The following is a 24,098-nucleotide window of genomic DNA, read 5'->3' as shown; positions in this document are numbered from 1 at the left end:
CGCGGCAGTTTAGCGATCGCTGCCGGCGGCCCCGGCGCCCGGTGGGGAAGGGCCGCGCTCGTCCTTCAGCACCACGCCGGTGGCCTGCAGGCGCGCCGCCGCCTGCGCCAGCCACCACAGCGCGTCGGCCGCGTGCGCGGAGCTCAGGCCCTGCGGCCGGACGTTGGAGATGCAGTTGCGTTCGGCGTCGCTGCGGCCGCGGCGCGGCGCCCAGGTGAGGTAGACGCCGAGGCTGTCCGGCGAGCTCAGGCCGGGCCGCTCGCCGATGAGCACCGCCACCAGCCGGGCCCCCAGCGCCTGGCCGATGTCGTCGCCCAGCGCGACGCGGGCCTGGGTGGCGATGACGACCGGGCCCAGCGTCCAGCCGGCCGGCGTGCGCTCGCGCACCGCACGGGCCAGCGGCAGCGCGTGGCGCTGCACCGCCAGCGCGGACAGGCCGTCACCCGCCACCAGCAGCAGGTCGCACGGCGGCGCACCGGCGGACTGCAGGCGCTCGATCTCGGCTTCGTCGAGCCGTCGACCGAGGTCGGGCCGCAGCAGGTAGGTCGCCCGGTCGGGTGCGGCGCTGCGGGTCGTCAGCACCTCGAAGCCCGCGCCGCGGAAGTCGCGTTCCAGCGCCGCCGCGTCCAGCGGTTGCAGCACCGCGTCGCGGGCCTGCGCATGCGCCAGGCCGAAGCGCAGCAGCTCGCCCGTCGGCACGCTGACCCCGCTGCGGCCGAGCGCGATGCGCGCCGGCGTGTGGCGGCGCAGTGCCTGCCAGGGATCGGCGGTGACGGCCGACCCGTCGCCCGCCGGGAGCGCCGGCCGATCGCCCGAGGGGATGCCGGGCCGGCTCGGGGGCGGCCGGCCGCCCGGCCCGCCAGGGTGCCGTGAGCTCGAACCCTTCATGACCCGTCCCCCAGCGTCTCCATCGCCAGCAGCAGCGGATGCGACGCCGGCAGCGCGCGCAGCTCGCCGGCCGCGTCGGTGATGTCCATGCGCTGCAGCCAGGCCTCGAACTCCGGGGCCCGCTTCAGGCCCAGCAGCCGGCGCAGGACCAGCGCGTCGTGGAAGGAGGTGCTCTGGTAGTTGAGCATCACGTCGTCGGCGCCGGGCACGCCCATCAGGAAGGACAGGCCGGCGGTCGCCAGCAGCGTCATCAGGGCGTCCATGTCGTCGCCGTCGGCCTCGGCATGGTTGGTGTAGCAGACGTCGCAGCCCAGCGGCACGCCGAGCAGCTTGCCGCAGAAGTGGTCCTCCAGCCCGGCGCGCACGATCTGCTTGCCGTCGTAGAGGTACTCCGGCCCGATGAAGCCGACCACGGTGTTGGTCAGCAGCGGGTCGAAGGCTCGGGCCACCGCGTAGGCCCGCGCCTCCAGCGTCTGCTGGTCCACGCCGTGGTGCGCGTCGGCCGACAGCGCGCTGCCCTGTCCCGTCTCGAAGTACATGCACTGGGTGCCGACGGTGCCGCGCTTGAGCGACAGCGCCGCGTCGTGCGCCTCCTTCAGCAGCGACAACGAGACGCCGAAGCCGGCGTTGGCCTTCTGCGTGCCGGCGATGGACTGGAACACCAGGTCCACCGGTGCGCCGCGCTCGACGGCCCGCAGCGTGTTGGTCACGTGCGTGAGCACGCAGCTCTGCGTCGGGATGTCGAAGCGCCGGATCAGCGCGTCCAGCCGCTGCAGCAGGTCCACCAGCTGCGGCACGCTGTCGCCGACCGGGTTGATGCCGATCACCGCATCGCCCGCGCCGTACAGCAGCCCGTCGAGCAGCGAGGCGGCGATGCCGGCCGCATCGTCGGTGGGGTGGTTCGGCTGCAGCCGCACCGCCAGGTGGCCGGGCAGGCCGATGGTGTCGCGGAAGGCGGTCACCACCCGGCACTTGCGGGCGACGAGCATCAGGTCCTGCAGCCGCATCAGCTTGCACACCGCGGCCGCCATCTCCGGCGTCAGGCCGGGGCGGATGCGCGCCAACGCCGCCTCGTCGGCCAGGTCCGACAGCAGCCAGTCGCGGAAGCCGCCCACCGTCAGGTGGCCGACCTCGGCGAAGGCCGCGGCGTCGTGGCCGTCGAGGATCAGCCGCGTCACCTCGTCGTCTTCGTAGGGGACCAGCGCCTCGTGGAGGAACACCGTGAGCGGCAGCTCGGCCAGGCACAGGCGCGCCGCCATGCGCTCCACCGACGACGCGGCCGCGATGCCGGCCAGCACGTCGCCCGAGCGCAGCGGCGTGGCCTTGGCCATGACCTGCCGCAGGTCGGCGAAGGCGTGGCGCTGACCGGCGACGACGTGCGAATACGGCATGGGGGAGCACCGAGTCGAGGTCATGGCCACCATGCACGCAGCGTGCCGCCTCCGGCAAGCGGCCCGTCGGCGCAGGTACATTGCGCGCGCCCCACGCCGCACACCATGGCCACCCTCCCGCCGAAACCTCAACGCCCGCGTGTCCAGCTGCCCGGCGAGACGCCGGCCGGCCACCTGGACGAGGACGGGCTGCGTCAGCTGCTGGGCTACCAGGTGGCGCAGGCGTCGGTGGTGACGCTGGACGTCTTCCACGATGCGGTGGGCAAGCCCTTCGGCCTGCGCACGGTGGAGTTCACCGTGCTGTCGCTGATCCGCGCCAACGGTGCCGTGTCGCCCGCCCAGCTGGCCAAGGCCCTGGCGCTCAGCCCGTCCTACATCACCGGTGCGCTCGACCAGTTGCAGCAGCGCGGCCTGGTGCTGCGCGAGGCGAACGAGCAGGACCGCCGAGGCCAGCACCTGCACGCCACCGTGCAGGGGGCCGCGCTGGCGGACGAGGCGCTGCAACGGTTGCTGCAGGCCGAGCGCGACGCCTGCGCCACCCTCACCACGGCCGAGCAGCTGATGCTGGCCGAGCTGCTGCACAAGCTCGCCCGCGGACGCACGCGCACCTCGCTGCGGCGCGTCACGCCGGCCTGAGCCCCGGACCGCCGCACCGCCGCGCGAGGGCGGTGGGGCGGCGTCACGGCGCACGCTGAGCGACTGCGGCGCCGGGCCCCAGGGAACTGCACGTCGGATCCGATTTGCCGGAGCCGGTGATTCGCCACTTGCCGACTTCCCCCGGTGTTTCGCCGACAGACCGGTTCGCCGCGGCCTGCGTCGAGGGTATGCACCAACTCGACCGGATCCAATTCGTTCACCAAGATAAACACTTCCCGGGCGTTCCGGGTGCTGCAGCACCCCCCAACGAGGACCACCATGCGAACCCATTTGTCCCTGACCGGGAGCGCCGCCGCCTGCGCGCTCCTGCTCGCCGGCTGCGGCGGCGGCGACGACCCCGCGCCCCTGCCCCAGCTCTCGGCCGCCACCGGCGCCACGCTGTCGTCGTGCGCCGACCTGGGCGCACGCTTCACCGCCGCGGGCCTGACCATCACCTCCGCCGCCGCGCAAGCGGCCGGCGCGCTGACGGTCGCCGGCACGCCGATCGCGGCCCATTGCCTCGTGCGCGGTGAGTTGAACCGGCGCACCAGCCCGCAGGATGGCCAGACCTACGCCATCAACTTCGAGATGCGGCTGCCCAACGCCTGGAACGGCCGCTTCTTCCACCAGGGCAACGGCGGCACCGACGGCGCCGTGAGCCAGGCCGTGGGCGCCTTCGGCGGCGGCCCGCTGACCAACGCGCTGCACCAGGGCTTCGCGGTCATCAGCTCCGACGCCGGCCACAACGGGGCGCAGAACGCCAACGGCGCCTTCGGCGTCGACGCGCAGGCGCGGCTGGACTACGGCTACCAGGCGGCGATGAAGCTGACGCCCATCGCCAAGGGCCTGATCGCCGCCGCCTACGGCAAGGGGCCGGACCGCTCGTACTTCGGCGGCTGCTCCAACGGCGGACGCCACACCTTCGTCGCGATGACGCGCATGCCCGAGCAGTACGACGGCTATCTGGCCGGCGCGCCGGGTTACCGGCTGCCGCTGGCGGCGATCGCCAACATCTACGGCGCCAAGCGGTATGCGACGGTGGTCGACAGCGGGGCCAACGCTGCCACGCAGGCCGGCCTGAGCACCGCCTTCACCGCGGCCGAACGGGCCACCGTGGCGGCGGCGGTGGTGGCCAAGTGCGATGCGTTGGACGGCGCCAGCGACGGCCTGGTGCAGGACACCACCGCCTGCCAGGCCGCCTTCAACCTGAACACCGACGTGGCCACGTGCGGCGGTGGCACCACCACCAACTGCCTGTCGGCGGCGAAGAAGACGGCCATCGCGCCGATCTTCTCCGGCGCGGTGGACGGCCAGGGCCGGAAGTTCTACGCCAGCTTCCCGTACGACAGCGGACTGGGCAGCGGCGGCATCCCGTTCTGGGAGTTCGGTGCGTCGCTCAACCTGGACACCGGCGGCGTCGGCGTGATCTGGGGCGTGCCGCCGGCCAACCCGGCCACCTTCAACGGCCCGAACCTGGCGCTCAACGGCTTGATCGACGACATGCTGGCGGCGGTGCAGGCAACCAACGCCACCTACACCGAGTCGGCCCTGTCCTTCATGCAGCCGGTCAACCCGACCAACCTGGCGACGCTGAAGAACCGGGGCGCCAAGGTGCTGGTCTACCACGGCGTCAGCGACCCGATCTTCTCGGTGGACGACACGGCGGTCTGGTACGACGGGTTGCGCGCGGCCAATGGCGGCGATGCCAGCAACTTCGCCCGCTTCTTCCGCGTGCCGGGCATGGGGCACTGCTCCGGCGGTCCGGCCACCGACCAGTTCGATGCGCTGACCCCGCTGGTCAACTGGGTCGAGAAGGGCGAGGCACCGGCCAGCCTGGTGGCCACCGCCCGGGGCGCCGGCAATGCCGGCGGCGTCAACGCCGAGGTGCCGGCCGGCTGGGCGGCCAACCGCAGCCGGCCGCTGTGCCCGTACCCCCAGGTGGCACGGCTGCGCACCGGCGCGACCAACCTGGAGTCGGCCGACAGCTTCTCCTGCCAGTAGCGACCGCGTCGGCGTCGTGACGACAAAGGCCGCCCGAGGGCGGCCTTTGTCTTGGCGCGCGGCGAGCCGATCAGTGGCGACGCCGCCGGACCACGGTCGCCATCGCCGCCAGGCCGAGCGCCATCAGCGCGTAGGTCTCGGGCTCCGGGATGGCGTTCACCGGCGGGATGCGGTCGGGGATGTCCGGCGCCTGCAGCGACTCGTTGCTCAGCGCCGTGTAGTCGAAGCCGTAGAAGTCACCCGATGCGTTGCGGTTCACGGTCACCACCAGCGCCCCGGTGGCGTTGATCGAGGCGATCACATCGGGCGCCAGGTCGAAGACCCGGATGCGGGTGCTCGGGAACCCGTCGTTGAAGGCCCAGTTCTGCGCGATGCCGTTGTAGGTGGTGGCGACCGCACCGAAGGTGGTGGCCTGGAAGTCCGCCATGTCGAAGATCATGGTGCCCTGGGTCCAGCCGCTGCCCAGACCCGAGAAGGTGAAGGTAGCGACCGTGCCGGGCTGCGGCCCATAGCCGGGATGGGTGGTGCTGTAGGTGTCGGTGTATTGGGCGCCGTCGGTGGCCGCCGTTTCCGCCGCCGACCGGCCGTCGTAGTTGGCGCTGAACCCGTTGAAGCTGTGGTTCGCGTTGTCGGCGATGCCCGCGCCGTAACCGTCGTTGTCGCCGATGACCCAGACGGCCGCATGGACCGGCGCCGCCACGGCCAGCACCGCCGCGCAAAGAGCAAGTTGTTTCTTCATGGAGGACTCCCAAGGTTGCACATCACCGCGGCCGCCCGCGGACGGTGGCAGCAGCGATGCGGACCTTGGCACATCGGGTAGGAAGGAGCAGCCCCTCCCCTTGGGAGGTCACCCGGCGGCATCGGCAAACGATGCAGGTGTCGAGATGTGTGGCGGGTTCGCGCAACGAGCGCTGTAAGCCTGTAAGCGTTCGGTTACGCCGTACCGGCGTCAAACGAAGTGCCTGCGCATCTCCCTAAAACAAAAGGCGATCGGCGGGTTGCCGATCGCCCTGTGGCGCAGGGGCTAGGCGCTCCCGTGATCAGAGCCAGCTTCGGTCAGCACAGGGAACCCATGCACGTTCGTTCATGGGCCGCGCAGCGCATCGCGCAGTTGCCGGCCCACCTCCGGCCGGTCGGCGAAGGGGTCGCTCGGGTTGCGCAGCTGGACGATGTCCTCCAGCCGCGTCTGCACACCCTTCAATGCCTTGGGGTGGCTGACGATGTAGAAGCGGTCCTCGCGGACCGCCTCGAACGTCAGGCGGGCGATGTCGGCGGCGGTGAGCTTGCCGTGGGTCACCGCCTTCTCCGCCATGGCGCGCGCCACCTGCTGGCTGCGGGTGGGCGGGGCTTCTCGGGCCAGCGCAGCGGGCCGGTGCCGTTCGCTCTGGTGGATGCCGGTGGGCACGAAGAACGGGCACAGCACCGAGCAGCGCACGCGGTCGGTGACGAGCGACAGGTCCTGGTACAGCGTCTCGGTCAGCGCCACCACGCCATGCTTGGTGACGTTGTAGACCGCCATGTTGGGCGGGCTCACCAGCCCGGCCATGGAGGCGGTGTTGACGATGTGGCCCTCGTAGGCCGGGTCGGCCTCGGCCGCGGCCAGCATCATCGGCGTGAACGTGTGCACCCCGTGCACCACGCCCATCAGGTTCACGCCCAGGGTCCACTGCCAGTCGCGCAGGCTGGCTTCCCAGGCCAGTCCGCCGACGCCACCGACGCCCGCGTTGTTGAAGACGAAGTGCGGCGTGCCGAAACGGGCCCGCGTGGCCTCGGCCAGGGCCTGCACGCGGTCGGCCTGCGACACGTCCAGCGCGAAGGGCAGCACCTCGGCCCCCAGCGAGCGCACCTCGGCCGCCGCGCGCTCCAGCGCCTCGGCCTGCAGGTCGGCCATCACCACGCGCATGCCCTCACGCGCGGCCAGCCGGCTGGCCTCCAGCCCGAAGCCGCTGGCCGCGCCGGTGATCACCGCCACCCGGTCCTTGAACTGCCGCATCACACCGTCTCCTCAGGTTTGATCTGGTAGCCCAGGCGCGGCAGGTGCACGTGTACCGTGCCGGCCTGCGGGTCCTCGCGTTCGATCACCGCCTCGTCCGCGTCCAGGCCGACCAGCGTGCCGACGATGGGATCGGCGCCATAGTCGGTGGCCGCCGCCCGCACGCGCTGCCCGGCGGCGAAGCCCAGGCCCTCGGCCACCGCGCAGGGCACGAAGCGGCCGCCGGCCGCACGCGCCACGGCCAGCGCTTCGTCGCTGCCCATCGGCGTGGGCTGCCCATGGCCGAGCGCCCGCATGCGTTCCAGCCAGGCGCCCAGCCGCGCGTGCGGTGCCAGGATGTGCGCCACCGGCGGCAACCGCTGCACGAACCACAGGCAGTGCGCCACCGAGAAGTCCGCGATCGTCGGCCGCGGACCGAACAGAAATCCCGGGCCGTCGGCCAACTGGCCATCGAGGGCGGCCAGGTACTGCGGCAGCAGCACGGACGCCTCGGCGGTGGACAGCCGCTTCATGCCGGCCGTCATCGCTGCGCGGTCGGCACCGAAGGCCTTGGCGGCCTCCGGCGGCGCGCCGGCGAACATGGCCGCCACGCCGGCCGGCTGCATCACCCATGGCACCACGGTCCAGAACAGGGTGGCGTCGGCCCACTGCGCCAGCAGCGGCGACAGCGGCGCCGAGGGCGGGTACAGCGGCGGCTCGGGCCGCCGGCGGTCCAGCACCCGGGCGACCAGCGCCGTGTCCAGCCAGACGTCGGCGCCGGTCTGCAGGAAGGGCGTGCGACGGTAGCCGCCGGTGAGGGCCACGACATCGGGCTTGGGCAGGATGCGCGGCACCGTCACCGAGCGCCAGGCCAGCCCCTTGAAGCCGAGGATGAGGCGCACCTTCTCCGAGAAAGGGCTGCCGTCGTAGTGGTGGAGGATGAGCTCGTCCATCGCCGTCCCGCGTTCAGACCAGCTTGACCAGTTGCTTGCCGAAATTGCGGCCCTTGAGCAGCCCGATGAAGGCCTCGGGTGCGGACTCCAGGCCCTGGGCGATCGACTCGCGGTACTTCAGCTTGCCCTGCGCCACCAGCGTGCCCAGCTCCTTCAGCGCTTCGGGCCAGACCTGCATGTGCTCGCTGACGATGAAGCCCTCGATCCTCATGCGGTTGACCAGGATGAGCTGCGGCGCGGCCATCGGGATCGGCTGGCCGTTGTAGCCGGCGATCATTCCGCACATGGCGATGCGCGAGAAGGCGTTGGCCCGCAGCATCACCGCGTCGAGCACCATGCCGCCGACGTTCTCGAAGTAGCCGTCGATGCCGTCCGGGCAGTGTTCGCGCAGCGCCTTGGCCAGCGACCTCGCATCGGCGTGCTGCTTGTAGTCGATGCAGCCGTCGAAGCCGAGCTCCTCGACCACGTAGCGGCACTTGTCGGCGCCGCCGGCGATGCCCACCGCGCGCGCGCCGCGCACCTTGGCCAGCTGGCCCACCACGCCGCCGACGGCGCCGCTGGCGGCGCTGACCACCACCGTCTCGCCGGCCTTGGGCGCGATGACCTTCACCAGGCCGTACCAGGCGGTCACGCCCGGCATGCCGACCGCGCCCAGGTAGGCCGACAGCGGCACGTGCGTGGTGTCCACCTTCTGCAGCACGCCGCGCTGGTCGGCGCCCACCAGCAGGTACTCCTGCCAGCCGCCCATGCCGACGACGTGGTCGCCGACCTTGAAGTGGTCGTTCTTCGAAGCCACCACCTCGCCCACCGTGCCGCCGATCATCACCTGGTCCAGCGGCTGCGGATCGGCGTAGCTCTTGCCCTCGCTCATGCGTCCGCGCATGTACGGGTCCAGGCTCAGGTAGTGGTGGCGCACCAGCACCTGGCCGTCACCGACCTCGGGCAGCGGCTGCTCCACCAGGCGGAAGTTGGCCGGGCTCGGCTCGCCCTCTGGGCGCGAGGCAAGGACGAACTGACGGTTGACCGAAGTGGACATGGGGATTCCTCGAAAGGGCGTGGCAGCTCAGTCGCCGCCGACGGGTGGGTCGATGCGGCGGCCACCGACGGTGGCCGTCTTCATGTACTTGAAGGTGCCGGTGGCGTGCGCCACCAGGCGGCCGTGGTCGTCGCGCACGGCGGCCTCGCAGAAGGCCATCGACGCGGTGCGGTGCAGGCGCCGGCCCTCGGCGACGAGCCGTCCGGTGCCGGGGCGCATGAAGGTGGTCTTCATCTCGATGGTGACCACCGCCGGTGTGCGCTCGCCGCCCTCGGTGGTCGGGCTGCGCGCGGCGTGGGCCATGGCCACGTCGAGCAGCGTCATGGTCACGCCGCCGTGCGCCATGCCCAGCGAGTTGCCCAGTTCGTCGCGCAGCGTCAAGGCCAGCCGGGCGGTGTCGACCTCGAAGTGCTCCAGCGACAGGCCGAGCAGTTCGACGAAGGGGATGCGGGTGGGGAAGTCCATCGGCCGCCCTCAACCCGCCACGGCGTCGACCGGGTAGTCGATCACCCGGCGCTCCTTGCGCATGCCGGCCACCGCCCGGCCCACCGCCTGGTGCTGCGGGTGCTGCTGGTAGGCCGCCAGCGCCCCGGCGTCGGCGAAGGTCGAGACCAGCACCACGTCGGCGTTGGCCTCGAAGCCGTCCCGCCGCACGCCGACGTCGAATTCGAGGATGCCGGGCACCAGCTGGCGGCAGTCCTCCAGCAGGGCCTGGAAGCGGGGGATGTCGGCGCTGTCGTGCAGCGTCCAGACGACGACGTGTCGGATCGGCATGGGCGAAGGCGAAAAGGGGTGAGGGGGGCGAAGGGGATCGGGGGCGGGCGTCAGGAACGCCGGCTGCGCAGCACCCACAGCAGCACGCCCAGCGCGCAGGCCACCGCGCCGGCGCCCTGCACCCAATGGGCGAGCAGCAGGTCGCGGTCGACGATGAACCAGCCGAGGCTGAGGGCGATCAGCCCGCCGTAGAGCAGCACCCAGATCCAGGTGTCGAGGGTGGCCGTCTTCATGGCGCGGCCGACGGTGCTTGTCCGGGCCGAGCGCCGGGCCGCTCCCAAGCCGGCCCGCATCCCCTCGGGGGATCGGACGACGTACCCGTCGAACGAGGGGCGAACACTAGAGCCACGCGTCCTGCACCTCCCGCGTGGTGGCGTCGCGCGCGGCGACCACCTGCAGCCACGGCTCGCACTTGGGCAGCTCATGCCGGAAGAAGTAGTCCTTGGCGGCCAGCTTGCCACGCAGGAAGTCGGCGTCGCCGCCGGTGGCCCCGCCATCGAGCGCGGCCTGCGCCGTCAGCGCCAGCTCCAGCCAGATCCACGCCAGCACCGTGTGGCCGAAGGCCTGCAGGTACGGCACCGCGTTGCCCAGCGCCTCGGCCGGCACGCCGGTGGACCAGGCGGCCTTGGTGACCGCGCCCAGGCGCTGAAGCGCGGCGGCGAGGCGGTTCGCATCGTCGGCCAGCGGCGCGCACTGGCCCGCGCGCGCCAGCGTCTGCGACACCCGGTGGGCCAGCACCGACAGGCCTTCGCCGCCGTTCATCACCACCTTGCGGCCCAGCAGGTCCAGCGCCTGGATGCCGTGCGTGCCTTCGTGGATCATGTTGAGCCGGTTGTCGCGCCAGTGCTGCTCCACCGGAAAGTCCCGGGTGTAGCCGTAGCCGCCCAGCACCTGGATGGCCAGGCTGTTCGCCTCCAGGCACCACTCGCTGGGCCAGCTCTTGGCGATGGGCGTCAGCACCTCCAGCAGCAGGCCCGCTTCGGCCTTGGCGCCGGCGTCACCGGTGTCCTGCTCGTCGACCAGGCGCGCGCAGTAGAGCTCCAGCGCAACCGCCCCTTCGACATACGCCTTCTGCGCGAGCAGCATGCGGCGCACGTCGGCATGCTGCACGATGGGCACCTGCGGCTGCGTCGGGTCCTTGCCGGCGGGCGTCGCCGGCCGGCCCTGCGGCCGCTGCCGCGCATAGTCGAGGCTCGCGTCGTAGCCGGCATAACCCAGCATCGTCGCGCCGAGGCCGACGCCGATGCGCGCCTCGTTCATCATGTGGAACATGGCCTTCAGGCCCTCGCCCGGCCGGCCGACGAGGTAGGCCACCGCGCCCGCCTTGCCACCGGGGCGGAAGCGGCCCTCGCCGAAATTGAGCAGCGTGTTGGTGGTGCCGCGGTAGCCCAGCTTGTGGTTCAGGCCGGCCAGCGCCACGTCGTTGCGTTCGCCGGTCAGCGCGCCCTGGTCGTCGACCAGCCACTTCGGGCAGATGAACAGCGAGATGCCGCGCACGCCCGGCACCAGCCTGCCGTCGGCGCCCGGGATCTTGGCCAGCACCAGGTGCACGATGTTCTCGGTGATCTCGTGCTCGCCGGCCGAGATCCACATCTTGTGGCCGCGCAGCCGGTGGCGCGGGCCGAGCGGGTCGCGCTCGGCGCCCTCGCCATCCGGCTCGGCCCGGGTGGTGATGTCCGACAGGCTGGAGCCGGCCTGCGGCTCGGACAGGCACATGGTGCCGAACCAGCGGCCGGCGAATTCATTGGCCGCGAACACCCGTTGCTGCGCCGGCGTGCCGTGCGCCATCAGCAGGCCCGCGTTGCCGCGGGTGAGCATGGCGTAGCCGCCCATGCCGACGCTGGCGTGCGAGATGAAGGCGTTGGCCGCCATCGCCACCGTGCAGGGCAGCTGCAGGCCGCCGAGGGCCTCGTCCTCCATCGCCGCCAGCAGGCCGCTCGCGGCATAGGCCCGCATCGCCTCCACCGTCGGCTGCGGCAGGTGCACCCGCTCGCCGTCGAACGTGGGCTCCTCGGTGTCGGCCAGGCGGTTGAACGGCGCGAACCTCTCGCGCGCCAGCCGCTGCGCCAGGTCGAGCACCGCCGAGAAGGTCTCGCGCGAGTGCTCGGCGAAGCGCGGCCGCTCGGCCAGGCGCTCGACCTGCAGCCAGTCGTGCAGCACGAACTCGGCGTGCCGCCGGTAGTGCTCGGCGAAGCCCACGTCGCGCCCCGGTCAGAGGACTTCGAAGACGCCCGCCGCGCCCATGCCGCCGCCGATGCACATGGTCACGCACACCCGCTTGGCGCCGCGCCGCTTGCCCTCGATGAGCGCATGACCGGTGAGCCGCTGGCCGCTGACGCCGTACGGGTGCCCGAGCGCGATGGCGCCGCCGTTGACGTTGAGCCGGTCCATCGGGATGCCGAGGGTGTCGGCGCAGTACAGCACCTGCACCGCGAAGGCCTCGTTGAGCTCCCACAGGTCGATGTCCTCGACGCTGAGGCCCAGGCGCTTGAGCACCTTGGGCACCGCGAACACCGGGCCGATGCCCATCTCGTCCGGCTCGCAGCCGGCCACCGCGAAGCCGAGGAAACGGCCCAGCGGCTTCAGGTTCTTCTGCTGGGCGTAGGTGTCGCTGACCAGCGCACAGGCGCCGGCGCCGTCGGAGAACTGGCTGGCGTTGCCGGCCGCGATGACCCCGCCCGGCAGCGCCGGCCGGATGCCGGCCACCGCCTCGACGGTGGTGCCGGGGCGCAGGCCCTCGTCCACCGCGACGGTGACCTGCCTGCTGCGCAGGCCCATCACCTTGTCCACCACCCCGGCCGTCACCGTGATCGGTGCGATCTCGTCCCGGAAGCGGCCGGCCTCCTGTGCCGCGCAGGCCTTCTGCTGGCTGGCCGCGCCGTACTCGTCCATGCGGCGGCGATCGATCTTGTAGCGCTTGGCCACCTGCTCGGCGGTCTGCAGCATCGACCAGTAGATCTCGGGCTTGTGCTCGTTCAGCCAGGGGTCGTGGCCGAAGTGGCGGTTGGCCTCGTTCTGCACGCAGGAGATCGATTCCACGCCGCCGGCGACGTAGACATCGCCCTCGCCGGCGACGATGCGCTGCGCCGCCATGGCGATGGTCTGCAGGCCGCTGGAGCAGAAGCGGTTGACGGTGACGCCGCTGGTGGTGACCGGCAGGCCGGCGCGCAGCGCGATCTGCCGCGCGATGTTGCCGCCGGTGGCGCCTTCGGGCGTGGCGCAGCCCATCAGCACGTCGTCGACGCTGGCCGGGTCCAGCCCGGCGCGCTCGACGGCGGCCTTGACCGCGTGGCCGCCCAGCGTGGCGCCGTGCGTCATGTTGAAGCTGCCCTTCCAGCTCTTGGCGAGCGGGGTGCGGGCGGTGGAGACGATGAGGGCGCTGGTCATGTGATGTCCTTCAATTGAAGGTCTTGCCTTCTTCGGCCAGTCGGGCCAGCAAGGGGGCGGGCTGCCAGAAGGCGCCGTCGTCGTGCGGGTTGCGCGCCAGGCGCTTCATCGTCTGCACCACGTTCCACAGGCCCTGGCGGTCGGCGTAGTGCATCGGGCCGCCGCGCCACAGCGGGAAGCCGTAGCCGGTGAGGTAGACCATGTCGATGTCGCCGGCCTTGCTGGCGATGCCCTCCTCCAGGATCTTCGCGCCCTCGTTGACCAGCGAATAGACCAGCCGCTGCACGATCTCTTCGTCCGAGATCTGGCGCGGCACGATGCCCAAGGTCTTGCGGTGCTGTTCGATCATCTCCACCACGGCCTGCGACGGGATGGCGTCGCGCTTGCCGGGCTGGTAGTCGTACCAGCCGGCGCCGGTCTTCTGGCCGAAGCGGCCCATCTCGCACAGCAGGTCGGCGGTCTTGCTGTAGCGCAGGCCGGGCTGCTCCACGTAGCGCCGCTTGCGGATGGCCCAGCCGATGTCGTTGCCCGCCAGGTCGCCCATGCGGAAGGGGCCCATGGCGAAGCCGAACCGCTCGATGGCCTCGTCCACCTGCTGCGGCGTGGCGCCCTCTTCGAGCAGGAAGCCGGCCTGCCGCGAGTACTGCTCGATCATCCGGTTGCCGATGAAGCCGTCGCAGACGCCCGACACCACCGCCGTCTTGCGGATCTTCTTGGCCACCTGCATCACCGTGGCCAGCACGTCGTGCCCGGTCTTCGCGCCGCGCACCACCTCCAGCAGCTTCATCACGTTCGCCGGGCTGAAGAAGTGCAGGCCCACCACGTCCTGCGGCCGCTTGGTGAAGCCGGCGATCCGGTCCACGTCCAGCGTCGAGGTGTTGCTGGCCAGGATGGCGCCGGTTTTCATCACCTCGTCCAGCGTCCTGAACACCTGCTCCTTGACGCCCATCTCCTCGAACACCGCCTCGATCACCAGATCGGCGTCCTTGATGTCGTCGTAGCGCAGCGTCGGGGTGAGCAGGGCCATGCGCTGCTCCAGCTTCTCGGCCGTCAGCTTGCCCTTCTTGACCTGGCCCTCGTAGTTGCGTCGGATGGTGGCCAGGCCGCGGTCCAGCGCCTCCTGCTTCGTCTCCAGGATCTGCACCGGGATGCCGGCGTTGAGGAAGTTCATCGAGATGCCGCCACCCATGGTGCCGGCCCCGATGACCGCCACGCGGCGGACCTCCCGCACCGGGGTGCCCTCGGGCACGTCGGGGATCTTGCTGGCCGCCCGCTCGGCGAAGAAGGCGTGCCGCAGCGCCGCGCTTTCCGGCGTCAGCATCAGCGCCTGGAAGAGGGCCAGCTCGTCGTCCATCGCGGCGTCGAAGGGCTTGCGCACCGCACCCTCGATGGCGTCGATCGCCTTCAGCGGGGCGGGGAAGTGCTTGGACTGCGCCGCCACCATGTTGCGGGCGAACTGCAGGAAGGCATCCGGTGCCTCGTGCCGCACCGGGAGGTCGCGCACCCGGGGCAGCGCCGCACCGCCGGCGGCGTGGCGGGCCGCCGCGTCACGGGCGAAGGCGACGGCGCCGGCCAGCAGGTCGCCCTCGACCACCTGGTCGAAGAGCCTCTGGCCGGGCAGCGCGGCCAGCTGTTCGCTCTTCACCGTCTCGCCGCTGACGATGAGGTTGAGCGCCGTCTCCAGCCCCAGCACCCGCGGCAGCCGCTGGGTGCCGCCGGCGCCGGGGATGAGGCCGATCTTCACCTCCGGCAGCGCGATCTGGGCGCCGGGCGCCACCACCCGGTAGTGGCAGGCCAGCGCCAGCTCCAGCCCGCCGCCCATGGCCACGCTGTGCACCGCGGCGACCACCGGCTTGCTGGCCGATTCCACCGCCTTCAGCGTGTCGAGCAGCGACGGCGCGGCGAAGGACTTGGGGCTGCCGAACTCGCGGATGTCGGCGCCGCCGGAGAACGCACGGCCGGCGCCGGTGATGACGATGGCCTTCACCGCGGGGTCGTCGACCGCGCGCTGCACGCCCTCGACGATGCCGCGCCGGGTGGCATGGCTCAGGCCGTTGACCGGCGGGTTGGCGAGCGAGACGACGGCAACGTCGCCCTGCAGCTGGTAGTCGGCACTCATGGTCGTTCCCCTGATGACGGCGCCGCGTCGGGCCGCGGCGCCGTTCACATTAGCACGGTCGTTCGATTCTCATCGGCACCGTGCGGCCGGTCTGTCCCGGCAGCGACAGGCGGCGGGCGACCCCTCAGGCCGTGGGCAGCCGGTGGTCCCTGAACTGCTCGCGCAGCCGCAGCTTCTGCACCTTGCCGGTGGCGGTGTGCGGCAGCTCGTCGACGAAGACCACGTCGTCGGGCACCTGCCATTTGGCGATGCGGCCCTCGAAGAAGGCCAGCAGGTCCTCGCGGGTGGCGGACTGGCCGGGCTTGCGCACCACCACCAGCAGCGGGCGCTCGTCCCACTTGGGATGGGCGACCGCCACCACCGCGGCCTCGTGCACCGCCGGGTGCGCCATGGCGATGTTCTCCAGCTCGATGGAGCTGATCCATTCGCCGCCGGACTTGATGACGTCCTTGCTGCGGTCGGTGACCTGCATGAAGCCGTCGGCGTCGATGGTGGCCACGTCGCCGGTGGGGAACCAGTCGCCGCGGCCGGGGATGGTGAGCAGCGGCGAGGCGTCCTGCCCGAAGTAACGCTCGATCACCCACGGCCCGCGCACCACCAGGTTGCCGGACGCCTGGCCGTCCCACGGCAGCGGCGCGCCGTCGTCGCCGACGATCTCCATGTCGATGCCGTAGATCACCTTGCCCTGCTTCTCCAGCAGGCGCTGCTTCGCCTCGGCCGGCAGCACCTCGTGCTTGGCCTTGAGCTTGGCCAGCGTGCCCAGCGGCGACAGCTCGGTCATGCCCCAGGCGTGGATCACCTCCAGGCCGAAGTCGCGCTCCAGCGTGTGCATCATCGCCGGCGGGCAGGCGGAGCCGCCGATCACCGTGCGCTTGAAGCTGCTGAACTTCAGCCCGTTCTGCTGCACGTGGGTGAGCAGCCCCAGCCACACCGTCGGCACCCCGGCGGAGAAGGTGACCTGCTCGGATTCGAAGAGCTCGTACAGCGACTTGCCGTCCAGGTGCGGCCCCGGCATCACCAGCTTGCAGCCGGTGAGCGCGGCGGTGTAGGGGATGCCCCAGGCGTTGACGTGGAACATCGGCACCACCGGCAGCACCACGTCGCGTGCCGACAGGCACATGGCGTCGGGCAGCGCGGCGGCATAGGCGTGCAGCACCGTCGAGCGGTGGCTGTACACCGCGCCCTTCGGATGCCCGGTGGTGCCCGAGGTGTAGCAGAGGCTGGACGCCGTGTTCTCGTCGAAGGTCGGCCATTCGTAGGCGCCGTCCTCGGCGTCGACCAGTTCGTCGAAGCACTTCAGCCCCGGGATCCGGCTGTCGGCCGGCATGTGCGCCCGGTCCGTCATGGCGATGAAGTGGCGCACCGACGTCATCGCCGGGGCGAGTTTCTCCACCAGCGGCAGGAAGGTCAGGTCGAAGCACAGCGCCGCGTCGGCGGCGTCGCCGACGATCCAGGCGAGCTGCTCCGGGAACAACCTCGGGTTCAGCGTGTGGCAGACCAGGCCGGAACCCGAGGTGCCGTAGTAGATCTCCAGGTGCCGGTGGCCGTTCCAGGCCAGCGTGGCCACTCGGTCGCCGGCCTGCAGGCCGAGGCGGGCCAGCGCCTGCGCCACCCGGCGGGCGCGCCGCTCGACCTCGGCCCAGGTGGTGCGGTGCAGGTCGCCCTCGACACGTTTGGAGACGATCTCGACGTCGCCGCTGTGCCGCGCCGCGTGCTGCACGAGCGAGGAGATCAGGAGCGGCATCTGCATCATCCGGCCGGCGAGTGCGGGCATGGGCGGTCCTTTGGAGGGGGTCGTCGATCGGTCGATGATCGGCCGGCCGCGGGCGCCCGTCGCCCCTGCCTTTCCCGTAAGCCCTGTCGCGAACAGGACAGGCCCTTACCCCCCGGCCTGCCCGGCCAAGGCGCCCTCACTACACTGCCCGGACCATGAAGCCCGACGCCCCGCCCCACCCCCAGGACGACGACCGCTACCCGGTGAAGAAGACCGACGCCGAGTGGCGGGCGCAGCTCGACCCGATGCAGTACCAGGTGGCGCGGCACGCCGCCACCGAGCGCGCCTTCACCGGCAAGTACTGGGACCACTGGGACGACGGCCGCTACAAGTGCGTCGGCTGCGGCACCCCGCTGTTCGAGTCGGCCACCAAGTTCGACGCCGGCTGCGGCTGGCCCAGCTACTGGGAGCCGGTGAACGCCGACGTGGTCGAGCGCGTCGTCGACAAGAGCCACGGCATGGTGCGCGTCGAGGTGCGCTGCCGCAACTGCGGCTCGCACCTCGGCCATGTCTTCCCCGACGGCCCGGCGCCCACCGGCGAACGCTTCTGCATCAACTCCGCGGCCATCGACTTCTCGCGCGAATGAAGCTCCTCCTCGACTTCCTGCCCATCCTGCTGTTCTTCGGCGTCTTCAAGGTCGCCGAAGGCCGGCCGACGCGGCGGCGGCCTTCGCCAACGAGCACTTCTCCTCGCTGGTGGCCGGCGGGGTCATCGCGCCCGGGCAGGCGCCGGTGCTGCTGGCCACCATCACCGTCATCCTGGCCACGCTGGCGCAGGTGGGCCTGCTCGCCCTGCGGCGGCAGCGGATCGAGCCCATGCTGTGGATCAGCCTCGGGCTGGTGGTGCTGTTCGGCGGCGCCACCGTCTGGTTCAACAACGACACCTTCATCAAGTGGAAGCCGACGGTGCTGTACTGGCTGATGGCCGGTGCGCTGGCGGTGGGCCAGTGGGTGATGGGTCGCAACGTGCTCAAGCTGCTGCTGGGCGCGCAGCTGAAGCTGCCCGAGCGCGTGTGGGCGCGGCTGAGCGTGGCGTGGACGCTGTTCTTCGCCGGGCTGGGGGTGGTCAACCTCTGGGTGGCCTACCACTTCTCCACCGACGTCTGGGTCAGCTTCAAGGCCTTCGGCGCGCTGGGGTTGATGATCGCGTTCATGGTGGCGCAGGGGGTGTACCTGAGCCGCCATGTCGTCGAGGACGAACCGGCCGCCACCGGTCCCGGACGGCCGTGACCGCGGGCGCCGCCTTTCCCTCGGCCGCCGAGATCGAGGTCCGGCTGCGCGCCACGCTGCAGCCGTCGGACCTGCAGGTGCAGGACGACAGCGCCGCGCACGCCGGCCATGCCGGCGCGGCCAGCGGCAGCCACTTCACCGTGCGCCTGACCAGCGAGCGTTTCACCGGGTTGTCCCGGCTGGCGCGGCATCGCCTTGTGTATGATGCCTTGAGCGACCTGATGGCCCGCGGCATCCATGCCCTGGCGATCGAGGCGCGCAGTCCGGCAGACCGCTAGAGCCCCCCGCTTCGATGACGAACGAACAGGCTCGCGTCGTGCCGGCCGGCCCACCGGGCCGCACCGGGCGCCCTCCTCGGCTCGTCCATCCGGGCTCCCTTTTCACTCCCTGGCTGAAAGGTCTTCCCTTCATGAACCCGACGTCCCTTGGCCTGCGGGCCGCCGTGTGTGCCGCCGCCATCGCCCTGCTTGCGCCGGTGGCGGTCCAGGCGCAGAACATCGCCGTCGTGAATGGCAAGAGCGTGCCCAAGGCACGGGTCGACGCGCTGATGAAGCAGGCGGCCCAGGCCGGCCAGCCGATCCCGCCCGAGATGGAGAGCCGCGCGCGCGACGTGGTCGTGATGCAGGAGATCTTCGCCCAGGAGGCGGAGCGCCGCGGTCTGGCCGCCACGCCCGAGTACAAGCAGCAGATGGAGCTGGCGCGCACCCGCGTGCTGATCGACCAGCTGCGCAGCGACTTCATGAAGAACAACCAGCCCAGCGAGGCGGACATGAAGGCCGAGTACGACAAGGTCAAGGCCGAGGCCGGCGGCGGCACCGAGTACAAGGCGCGTCACATCCTGGTCGAGAAGGAAGAGGACGCCAAGGCGCTGATTGCGCAGCTGAAGTCGGGCGCCAAGTTCGAGGACCTGGCCAAGAAGAGCTCGAAGGACCCGGGCTCGGCGCAGAACGGCGGTGACCTGGACTGGGCCAGCCCGGGCAACTACGTCGCCGAGTTCAGCAGCGCGATGACCAAGCTGAAGAAGGGCGAGGTCACCGAGCAGCCGGTGAAGAGCCAGTTCGGCTGGCACGTGATCCGGCTCGACGACACCCGCGAGCAGTCGTTCCCGGCGTTCGAGGAGGTCAAGCCGCAGCTGCAGCAGCGCCTCACCCAGGTCCGCCTGCAGAAGTTCCAGGAAGACCTGCGGGCCAAGGCCCGCACGGACTACAAGTTCTCCTCGCAGTGAACCTGGCGCCGGCCTGGCGGCCGGCGCCCAGCGTTCAGAAGTGGCGCGCGATCTCCGGGTCGAACCGGCCGTCGATCAGCACGAAGAGGATCCGGCACGGCCGGCCCGAGCGGTTGGCCCAGGCGTGGTTGGTGCCGCGTTCGACCAGGAAGTCGCCCGCCTTCATCTGCACCTCCTGCTCATCGAGCACGAGGGTGATCTCGCCGTCCAGCACCAGCGCGTAGTCGATGGACTCGGTGCGGTGCATGAAGGGGTGCTTGGCCCGGCCGTCACGGTTGGTCGACGCCTGGTCGGTGCCGAGCGCGCCCCAGGCCACCTTGGCGCCTTCGGCATCGATCTTCTGCAGCCAGTCCCCCTCCGGCCCGAACTCGATGATGCGCACCGAGGTGCCGTTGGGCGGCGGTTCCAGCTTGAGCTTGCGCTGCACCGTCGGGTCGGGATCGTTACCGACGTACGCCGGCGTGCTGTCGGTGTTCCACAGTTCGGTCAGGCAGTAACCCACCCGCTTCGGGTTGGTGTTCACCGACGGGGCGGGACCGTCGCTGCTGACGATGGAGCGGCCCTGGTCGTCGTGGCCGGTCACGATGCGGCGCACGTGGCCCTGCGGGCGGGGGAGACGGGTTCGGTCATGGGGGCGGTTGCGGAAGAGGTGGATGCGATCGGGCTGAGTGTCATTGCGCGGAGATGCCGGTCTCCTTGACGATGCGGCCCCACTTGGCCACCTCGCGTTGCAGGTAGGCCGCGAACTCCGCCGGCGTGCCGCCGGTGCGTTCCAGGCCCGCGGCGGCGAGCTTCTCGCTCAGGTCGGGCTGACGCAGCACCTCGTTGGCCGCCGCATTGAGCGTGGCCACGATCTCGGCCGGCAGGCCGGCCGGGCCGAACAGGCCGGTCCAGGTGTAGTCCTCGAAGTCGGGGAAGCCGGACTCGGCCACCGTGGGCACCTGCGGCATCGACGGGATGCGCTGCAGGCTGGTCACGGCCAGCGCCCGCACCCGGCCGGCCTTGACCAGCGGCACCGCCGGCGGCAGCGCCACGCTGGCCACCGGCACCTGGTTCGCCATGGCCGCATTGAGCGCCGGCGCGGCGCCCTGGAAGGGCACGTGCACCGCATCGAGCTTGCCCAGCACCCGCAGCACATGGTCGGCCGTGAGGTGCGGCGTGCTGCCCACGCCCGCGCTGCCATACGACACCGGCTTGCCCTTGTTCTGCGCCAGGAAGGTCTTCAGGTCGGGGGCGGGATCGCTGGGGTGGACCACCAGGATGTTCGGGCTCGCGGCCAGGTTGACGATGGGCGTGAAGTCGCGCAGCGCGTTGTAGCCGGGGTCCTTGTACAGCGTCTGGTTGACGGCCATCGAACTGGTCGTGACCAGCAGGGTGTAGCCGTCGGCGGGCACGCCGGCCACGTACTTGGCCGCCAGGTTGCCGCCGGCACCGGTGCGGTTCTCGATGACCACGGACTGCTTGAGCCGCTCCTGCAGCGCCTGGCCGACCAGCCGCCCGACGATGTCCGCCGGACCGCCGGGGGCGAACGACACCACCAGCCGCAGCGGCCGTTGCGGCCATGCCTGGGCCTGGGCCGGCCGCCACACCGAGGACAGCAGCGGTCCGAGCACCGCCGCCAGCGCATTGCGTCGTTTCATGTCTCGTCCTCGACCGTGTTGGCCAGCACACCGAGGCCTTCGATCTCCACCTCGATGCGGTCGCCGGCCTTCATGAAGACGGGCGGCGTGCGGGCATAGCCCACGCCGGCCGGCGTGCCCATGGCGATCACGTCGCCGGGTTCCAGGGTGAACACCTCGCTCAGCAGCACCAGCGCCTGCGTGACGCTCACCATCATGTGCCCGGTGTTGTCGCGTTGCATGACCTGGCCGTTCAGCCGCGACTCGATCGACAGGCCGGTGGCGCCCGGCGGCAGGTCGGCCGCGGGCACCAGCCAGGGCCCGAAGGCGCCGGTGCCGTCGAAGTTCTTGCCCACCGTCCACTGCGAGGTGCGGCGCTGGTAGTCGCGCAGCGTGCCGTCGTTGAAGCAGGCATAACCGGCCACCGCCGACAGCGCCTGCGCCGCGTCGAGGTGGCGCGCGCGCCGGCCGATCACCACGGCCAGTTCGGCCTCGAAGTCGAGCCGGTCCGAGGCACGCGGCCGGATGAGCGGCGCGTCGTGCGCGATCAACGACGTGGCGGCGCGCAGGAAGAGGGCGGGGTACTCCGGCGGTGCGTTGCCACCCTCCGCCGCATGGGCGGCGTAGTTCAAGCCCAGGCAGATCACCTTGCCCGGCCGCGGCACGGGCACCTGCCATTCGACCCGCGCCGGATCGACCTGGACCGCCCCACCGGGCGGCGCCCATGTCACGTCCGTGTCGGCCAGGTGGCGCAGCAGCGCCGGCACGTCGTCGCCGTCGACGGCCGACTGAAGGTCGAGCAGGTGGTCCCCGCGGTCAAGGAACCAACGGCTTTGGCCGCCCAGGCGGGCGCGGCAGTATCGGCGAGGGGCCATGTTGTCGATCAAGTCTGGTTGCGAAGGGAGATTGTCGACAACAATAGCCGATAGACTGCAGTGCCGATATCCCCGTACTAACCCGGTGACCCCGAGCAAAGCCGTCCCACCGCCCACCGCCACGGTTCCCGAGGCCGCCGTGCCGACCCTGGTCCGCACCACCTATGAACGTCTGCGCGCGGACGTGCTGAGCGGGCGGCTGGAGCCGGGCCGACGGCTGCTGACGCACGAGCTGCGGCAGCGCTACCAGGTGGGCGCCAGTCCGCTGCGCGAGGCGCTGAACCGGCTCGCCAGCGAGGCCTGGGTGGTGCACAGCGACCAGCGCGGCTTCAGCGTCGCGGGTGTCAGCGCCGAGGCGTTGACCGACCTGGTGAACACGCGGATCGCCGTCGAGTCGCTGGCGCTCGAACAGGCCTTCGCGCATCACAGCGCCGAATGGGAGGAGGCGCTGCTGATCGCCTTCCACCGGCTCATGCGCAGCCCGCGGTCCACCGACCCCGACAGCTTCGAGGAGAACGCCGAGTGGGAGGCTCTGCACCGCGGCTTCCACCGCACGCTGTTGTCCGGTTGCGGATCGCCGCTGCTGCTCGGCATCTGCGAGCAGCTCTACGACCAGGCCTATCGCTACCGCAAGCTGGTCGCGCCCAAGGCCTACAAGCAGCGCAACGAGGGCGACGAGCACCGCGCGGTGTTCAACGCCGTCATGGCCCGCCGGCTCGACGACGCCAAGCGGCTGCTGGGCGACCACTACCGCACGACGGCCGACCTGTTCCTGCGGCGCGGCTGACGCGCCGTCGCCGGGGCCGGGCCGCTGAAGGGCCCGGACCCACCCCGTCGCCGCCTAGACGCCGACCAGCCGCCCTGCGTCGATGACCAGCTGGCGCTCGCACTTGAGCGCGATGCCCCGGTCGTGCGTGACCAGCAGCAGCGTGGTGCCCGCCTCGCGGTTGAGCTCGAACATCAGCGACATCACCTGCGCGCCGGTGGCATGGTCCAGGCTGCCGGTGGGCTCGTCGGCCAGCAGCACGGCCGGCCGCACGACGAAGGCCCGGGCCAGCGCCACCCGCTGCTGCTCGCCGCCCGACAGCAGGCGCGGCGTGTGCCGAAGCCGGCCCGCGAGGCCGACGCGCGCCAGCATCTCGCCGGCCAGTGCGCGCGCGTCCGGCCGGCCGAGCAGCTCCAGCGGCAGCATCACGTTCTCCAGCGCGGTCAGGTGGGTGAGCAGCTGGAAGCTCTGGAAGACGAAGCCCAGCTGCGTGGCGCGCACCGCGGCGCGGGCGTCCTCGTCGAGCGCGAACAGGTCGTGACCGGCCAGCAGCACCCGCCCGTCGCTGGGTGTGTCCAGGCCGGCGATCAGCGACAGCAGCGTGCTCTTGCCCGAGCCCGACGCGCCGACGATGGCCACCGTCTGGCCGGAATCGATGCGGAACTCGACGTCGTCGAGAATCGTCAACACCCCGGTCGCGTCGGCCACACGTTTGCTCAGGCGCTCGACGACGATGATGGGATCGGACATGGACACGTTGCCTTCTTGTTTGCCGCACCCCGCCGCCGGTTGGACCCGGCGGCGTTGGCTGGCGCACTGTAGCGTCGCGGGCCTGGCCCTCGCCGGCGCTCGGCCGCAGGCCGCCGCCGGCCCGGCGCGCATCCTCGTCGTCGGCGACAGCCTGTCGGCCGAATACGGCCTGGCCCGCGGCAGCGGCTGGGTGGCGCTGCTCGAACAGCGGCTGGCGCAGACCAAGACGCCCGCCAGCGTGGTCAACGCCAGCATCAGCGGCGACACCACCGCCGGAGGACGGGCCCGGCTGCCGGCGCTGCTCAAGCAGCACCAGCCCACCCACGTCGTGATCGAGCTCGGCGGCAACGACGCGCTGCGCGGCCTGCCGCTGGCCGGCACCGAGGACAACCTCGCCGCCATGGCCCGCGCCGCGCGCGAGGCCGGCGCCCGCGTGCTGCTGCTGGGCATGCAGCTGCCGCCCAACTACGGCCGCCGCTACGGCGAGGACTTCGCCGCGCTCTACGCCAAGGTGGCGAAGTCGCAGCAGGCGGCGCTGGTGCCCTTCTTCCTCAAGGGCGTGGCCGACGTGGCCGACGCCGAGCGCTACTTCCAGCCCGACCGCATCCACCCTCGCGAGATCGCGCAGGCGAAGATGCTGGACAACGTCTGGCCCGCGCTGCAGGCGCTGCTCGGCCGCACCTGACACCGACGCCCCAACCG

General features: G+C 71.5%; 25 protein-coding genes. 8 read left to right on the top strand and 17 right to left on the bottom strand.

All coding sequences use genetic code 11. The annotated features are described in order from the left end of the window. Positions 1 to 9: 9 nt before the first annotated feature. On the bottom strand, positions 10 to 888 hold the full coding sequence (gene eutC / locus LRS07_RS08530) for an ethanolamine ammonia-lyase subunit EutC (RefSeq protein ID WP_260501507.1): 879 nt from the start codon (positions 886 to 888) through the stop codon (positions 10 to 12). Then, positions 885 to 2,279: an ethanolamine ammonia-lyase subunit EutB gene (locus LRS07_RS08525; protein ID WP_260501506.1), complete on the bottom strand. Its 1,395-nt coding sequence runs from the start codon at positions 2,277 to 2,279 to the stop codon at positions 885 to 887. Before LRS07_RS08525 ends, eutC begins: the two co-directional genes overlap by 4 nt. A gap of 105 nt (positions 2,280 to 2,384) precedes the next feature. On the opposite strand from LRS07_RS08525, the gene LRS07_RS08520 reads away from it, so the two are divergent. Beyond that, a complete protein-coding gene (locus LRS07_RS08520) occupies positions 2,385 to 2,915 on the top strand; it encodes a MarR family winged helix-turn-helix transcriptional regulator (protein WP_260501505.1) in 531 nt (176 codons plus the stop codon). A 279-nt stretch (positions 2,916 to 3,194) separates the two neighbouring features. Continuing rightward, a complete protein-coding gene (locus LRS07_RS08515; RefSeq protein ID WP_260501504.1) occupies positions 3,195 to 4,916 on the top strand; it encodes a tannase/feruloyl esterase family alpha/beta hydrolase in 1,722 nt (573 codons plus the stop codon). 70 nt (positions 4,917 to 4,986) lie between these two features. On the opposite strand, the gene LRS07_RS08510 is transcribed toward LRS07_RS08515, so the two are convergent. The 11 genes from LRS07_RS08510 to LRS07_RS08460 form a co-directional block, all read right to left on the bottom strand. Continuing rightward, the gene (locus LRS07_RS08510) at positions 4,987 to 5,655 is read right to left on the bottom strand and encodes a PEP-CTERM sorting domain-containing protein (protein ID WP_260501503.1); all 669 of its coding nucleotides are present in this window, start codon (positions 5,653 to 5,655) and stop codon (positions 4,987 to 4,989) included. 345 nt (positions 5,656 to 6,000) lie between these two features. Continuing rightward, on the bottom strand, positions 6,001 to 6,909 hold the full coding sequence (locus LRS07_RS08505; protein WP_260501502.1) for an SDR family oxidoreductase: 909 nt from the start codon (positions 6,907 to 6,909) through the stop codon (positions 6,001 to 6,003). Then, positions 6,909 to 7,841: a glutathione S-transferase family protein gene (locus LRS07_RS08500; protein ID WP_260501501.1), complete on the bottom strand. Its 933-nt coding sequence runs from the start codon at positions 7,839 to 7,841 to the stop codon at positions 6,909 to 6,911. Before LRS07_RS08500 ends, LRS07_RS08505 begins: the two co-directional genes overlap by 1 nt. Positions 7,842 to 7,854: 13 nt before the next feature. Beyond that, positions 7,855 to 8,877, bottom strand: coding sequence for an NADP-dependent oxidoreductase (locus tag LRS07_RS08495; protein WP_260501500.1), 1,023 nt, complete (start codon positions 8,875 to 8,877; stop codon positions 7,855 to 7,857). A gap of 27 nt (positions 8,878 to 8,904) precedes the next feature. After that, the gene (locus LRS07_RS08490; RefSeq protein ID WP_260501499.1) at positions 8,905 to 9,342 is read right to left on the bottom strand and encodes a PaaI family thioesterase; all 438 of its coding nucleotides are present in this window, start codon (positions 9,340 to 9,342) and stop codon (positions 8,905 to 8,907) included. Positions 9,343 to 9,351: 9 nt separating this feature from the next. Continuing rightward, positions 9,352 to 9,651 (bottom strand): Dabb family protein, encoded by a 300-nt coding sequence (locus LRS07_RS08485; RefSeq protein WP_260501498.1) that lies wholly within the window; start codon positions 9,649 to 9,651, stop codon positions 9,352 to 9,354. Between the two features lie 50 nt (positions 9,652 to 9,701). Further along, the gene (locus LRS07_RS08480; RefSeq protein ID WP_260501497.1) at positions 9,702 to 9,884 is read right to left on the bottom strand and encodes a hypothetical protein; all 183 of its coding nucleotides are present in this window, start codon (positions 9,882 to 9,884) and stop codon (positions 9,702 to 9,704) included. Positions 9,885 to 9,990: 106 nt separating this feature from the next. Then, positions 9,991 to 11,850, bottom strand: coding sequence for an acyl-CoA dehydrogenase (locus LRS07_RS08475; RefSeq protein WP_260501496.1), 1,860 nt, complete (start codon positions 11,848 to 11,850; stop codon positions 9,991 to 9,993). Positions 11,851 to 11,862: 12 nt separating this feature from the next. Then, positions 11,863 to 13,038, bottom strand: coding sequence for an acetyl-CoA C-acyltransferase (locus tag LRS07_RS08470; RefSeq protein ID WP_260501495.1), 1,176 nt, complete (start codon positions 13,036 to 13,038; stop codon positions 11,863 to 11,865). A gap of 10 nt (positions 13,039 to 13,048) precedes the next feature. Continuing rightward, positions 13,049 to 15,157, bottom strand: coding sequence for a 3-hydroxyacyl-CoA dehydrogenase NAD-binding domain-containing protein (locus LRS07_RS08465; RefSeq protein ID WP_260501494.1), 2,109 nt, complete (start codon positions 15,155 to 15,157; stop codon positions 13,049 to 13,051). Positions 15,158 to 15,281: 124 nt separating this feature from the next. Then, positions 15,282 to 16,931, bottom strand: a complete 1,650-nt coding sequence (locus tag LRS07_RS08460) for a 3-(methylthio)propionyl-CoA ligase (protein WP_260501493.1) — start codon at positions 16,929 to 16,931, stop codon at positions 15,282 to 15,284. A 155-nt stretch (positions 16,932 to 17,086) separates the two neighbouring features. Between LRS07_RS08460 and msrB the strand changes: the two genes are divergently transcribed. The 4 genes from msrB to LRS07_RS08440 all read left to right on the top strand — a co-directional run bounded on the left by msrB (position 17,087) and on the right by LRS07_RS08440 (position 19,386). Further along, positions 17,087 to 17,518, top strand: coding sequence for a peptide-methionine (R)-S-oxide reductase MsrB (msrB, locus tag LRS07_RS08455; RefSeq protein WP_260501492.1), 432 nt, complete (start codon positions 17,087 to 17,089; stop codon positions 17,516 to 17,518). Positions 17,519 to 17,627: 109 nt separating this feature from the next. Beyond that, positions 17,628 to 18,161: a septation protein A gene (locus tag LRS07_RS08450; protein WP_312028365.1), complete on the top strand. Its 534-nt coding sequence runs from the start codon at positions 17,628 to 17,630 to the stop codon at positions 18,159 to 18,161. Next, a complete protein-coding gene (locus tag LRS07_RS08445; protein ID WP_260501491.1) occupies positions 18,158 to 18,439 on the top strand; it encodes a BolA family protein in 282 nt (93 codons plus the stop codon). Before LRS07_RS08450 ends, LRS07_RS08445 begins: the two co-directional genes overlap by 4 nt. A gap of 131 nt (positions 18,440 to 18,570) precedes the next feature. After that, positions 18,571 to 19,386, top strand: coding sequence for a peptidylprolyl isomerase (locus tag LRS07_RS08440; protein ID WP_260501490.1), 816 nt, complete (start codon positions 18,571 to 18,573; stop codon positions 19,384 to 19,386). Between the two features lie 34 nt (positions 19,387 to 19,420). On the opposite strand, the gene LRS07_RS08435 is transcribed toward LRS07_RS08440, so the two are convergent. The 3 genes from LRS07_RS08435 to LRS07_RS08425 form a co-directional block, all read right to left on the bottom strand. Continuing rightward, complete coding sequence (locus tag LRS07_RS08435; protein ID WP_260501489.1) at positions 19,421 to 19,981, bottom strand: cupin domain-containing protein; 561 nt, start codon at positions 19,979 to 19,981, stop codon at positions 19,421 to 19,423. 76 nt (positions 19,982 to 20,057) lie between these two features. Continuing rightward, a complete protein-coding gene (locus tag LRS07_RS08430; RefSeq protein ID WP_260501488.1) occupies positions 20,058 to 21,026 on the bottom strand; it encodes a Bug family tripartite tricarboxylate transporter substrate binding protein in 969 nt (322 codons plus the stop codon). Beyond that, on the bottom strand, positions 21,023 to 21,880 hold the full coding sequence (locus LRS07_RS08425; RefSeq protein WP_260501487.1) for a fumarylacetoacetate hydrolase family protein: 858 nt from the start codon (positions 21,878 to 21,880) through the stop codon (positions 21,023 to 21,025). Before LRS07_RS08425 ends, LRS07_RS08430 begins: the two co-directional genes overlap by 4 nt. 139 nt (positions 21,881 to 22,019) lie before the next feature. Here LRS07_RS08425 and LRS07_RS08420 point away from each other — a divergent pair, with 139 nt between their 5' ends. Continuing rightward, the gene (locus tag LRS07_RS08420) at positions 22,020 to 22,667 is read left to right on the top strand and encodes a GntR family transcriptional regulator (protein WP_260501486.1); all 648 of its coding nucleotides are present in this window, start codon (positions 22,020 to 22,022) and stop codon (positions 22,665 to 22,667) included. Positions 22,668 to 22,721: 54 nt separating this feature from the next. On the opposite strand, the gene LRS07_RS08415 is transcribed toward LRS07_RS08420, so the two are convergent. Continuing rightward, on the bottom strand, positions 22,722 to 23,396 hold the full coding sequence (locus tag LRS07_RS08415; protein WP_260501485.1) for an ABC transporter ATP-binding protein: 675 nt from the start codon (positions 23,394 to 23,396) through the stop codon (positions 22,722 to 22,724). On the opposite strand from LRS07_RS08415, the gene LRS07_RS08410 reads away from it, so the two are divergent. Next, positions 23,395 to 24,081, top strand: coding sequence for an arylesterase (locus tag LRS07_RS08410; RefSeq protein WP_260501484.1), 687 nt, complete (start codon positions 23,395 to 23,397; stop codon positions 24,079 to 24,081). The two genes, LRS07_RS08415 and LRS07_RS08410, sit on opposite strands and share 2 nt — an antisense overlap. Positions 24,082 to 24,098 lie beyond the last annotated feature (17 nt).

This window comes from Aquabacterium sp. J223 (genome assembly GCF_024666615.1).
Classification (GTDB): Bacteria; Pseudomonadota; Gammaproteobacteria; order Burkholderiales; family Burkholderiaceae_C; genus J223.
The sequence above is the reverse complement of the archived record's forward strand: the minus strand, read 5'-3'. Positions and strand labels throughout refer to the sequence as shown.

What these genes read in the sequence shown, in the direction of transcription:
- LRS07_RS08465 (WP_260501494.1), bottom strand. Translation starts at nt 15,157, where the DNA reads ATGAGTGCCGACTACCAGCTGCAGGGCGACGTTGCCGTCGTCTCGCTC.
- LRS07_RS08410 (WP_260501484.1), top strand. Translation starts at nt 23,395, where the DNA reads ATGGACACGTTGCCTTCTTGTTTGCCGCACCCCGCCGCCGGTTGGACC.
- LRS07_RS08510 (WP_260501503.1), bottom strand. Translation starts at nt 5,655, where the DNA reads ATGAAGAAACAACTTGCTCTTTGCGCGGCGGTGCTGGCCGTGGCGGCG.
- LRS07_RS08505 (WP_260501502.1), bottom strand. Translation starts at nt 6,909, where the DNA reads ATGCGGCAGTTCAAGGACCGGGTGGCGGTGATCACCGGCGCGGCCAGC.
- LRS07_RS08470 (WP_260501495.1), bottom strand. Translation starts at nt 13,038, where the DNA reads ATGACCAGCGCCCTCATCGTCTCCACCGCCCGCACCCCGCTCGCCAAG.
- LRS07_RS08480 (WP_260501497.1), bottom strand. Translation starts at nt 9,884, where the DNA reads ATGAAGACGGCCACCCTCGACACCTGGATCTGGGTGCTGCTCTACGGC.
- LRS07_RS08430 (WP_260501488.1), bottom strand. Translation starts at nt 21,026, where the DNA reads ATGAAACGACGCAATGCGCTGGCGGCGGTGCTCGGACCGCTGCTGTCC.
- LRS07_RS08490 (WP_260501499.1), bottom strand. Translation starts at nt 9,342, where the DNA reads ATGGACTTCCCCACCCGCATCCCCTTCGTCGAACTGCTCGGCCTGTCG.
- LRS07_RS08515 (WP_260501504.1), top strand. Translation starts at nt 3,195, where the DNA reads ATGCGAACCCATTTGTCCCTGACCGGGAGCGCCGCCGCCTGCGCGCTC.
- LRS07_RS08500 (WP_260501501.1), bottom strand. Translation starts at nt 7,841, where the DNA reads ATGGACGAGCTCATCCTCCACCACTACGACGGCAGCCCTTTCTCGGAG.
- eutC (WP_260501507.1), bottom strand. Translation starts at nt 888, where the DNA reads ATGAAGGGTTCGAGCTCACGGCACCCTGGCGGGCCGGGCGGCCGGCCG.
- LRS07_RS08485 (WP_260501498.1), bottom strand. Translation starts at nt 9,651, where the DNA reads ATGCCGATCCGACACGTCGTCGTCTGGACGCTGCACGACAGCGCCGAC.
- LRS07_RS08425 (WP_260501487.1), bottom strand. Translation starts at nt 21,880, where the DNA reads ATGGCCCCTCGCCGATACTGCCGCGCCCGCCTGGGCGGCCAAAGCCGT.
- LRS07_RS08525 (WP_260501506.1), bottom strand. Translation starts at nt 2,279, where the DNA reads ATGCCGTATTCGCACGTCGTCGCCGGTCAGCGCCACGCCTTCGCCGAC.
- LRS07_RS08495 (WP_260501500.1), bottom strand. Translation starts at nt 8,877, where the DNA reads ATGTCCACTTCGGTCAACCGTCAGTTCGTCCTTGCCTCGCGCCCAGAG.
- LRS07_RS08520 (WP_260501505.1), top strand. Translation starts at nt 2,385, where the DNA reads ATGGCCACCCTCCCGCCGAAACCTCAACGCCCGCGTGTCCAGCTGCCC.
- LRS07_RS08415 (WP_260501485.1), bottom strand. Translation starts at nt 23,396, where the DNA reads ATGTCCGATCCCATCATCGTCGTCGAGCGCCTGAGCAAACGTGTGGCC.
- LRS07_RS08460 (WP_260501493.1), bottom strand. Translation starts at nt 16,931, where the DNA reads ATGCCCGCACTCGCCGGCCGGATGATGCAGATGCCGCTCCTGATCTCC.
- msrB (WP_260501492.1), top strand. Translation starts at nt 17,087, where the DNA reads ATGAAGCCCGACGCCCCGCCCCACCCCCAGGACGACGACCGCTACCCG.
- LRS07_RS08440 (WP_260501490.1), top strand. Translation starts at nt 18,571, where the DNA reads ATGAACCCGACGTCCCTTGGCCTGCGGGCCGCCGTGTGTGCCGCCGCC.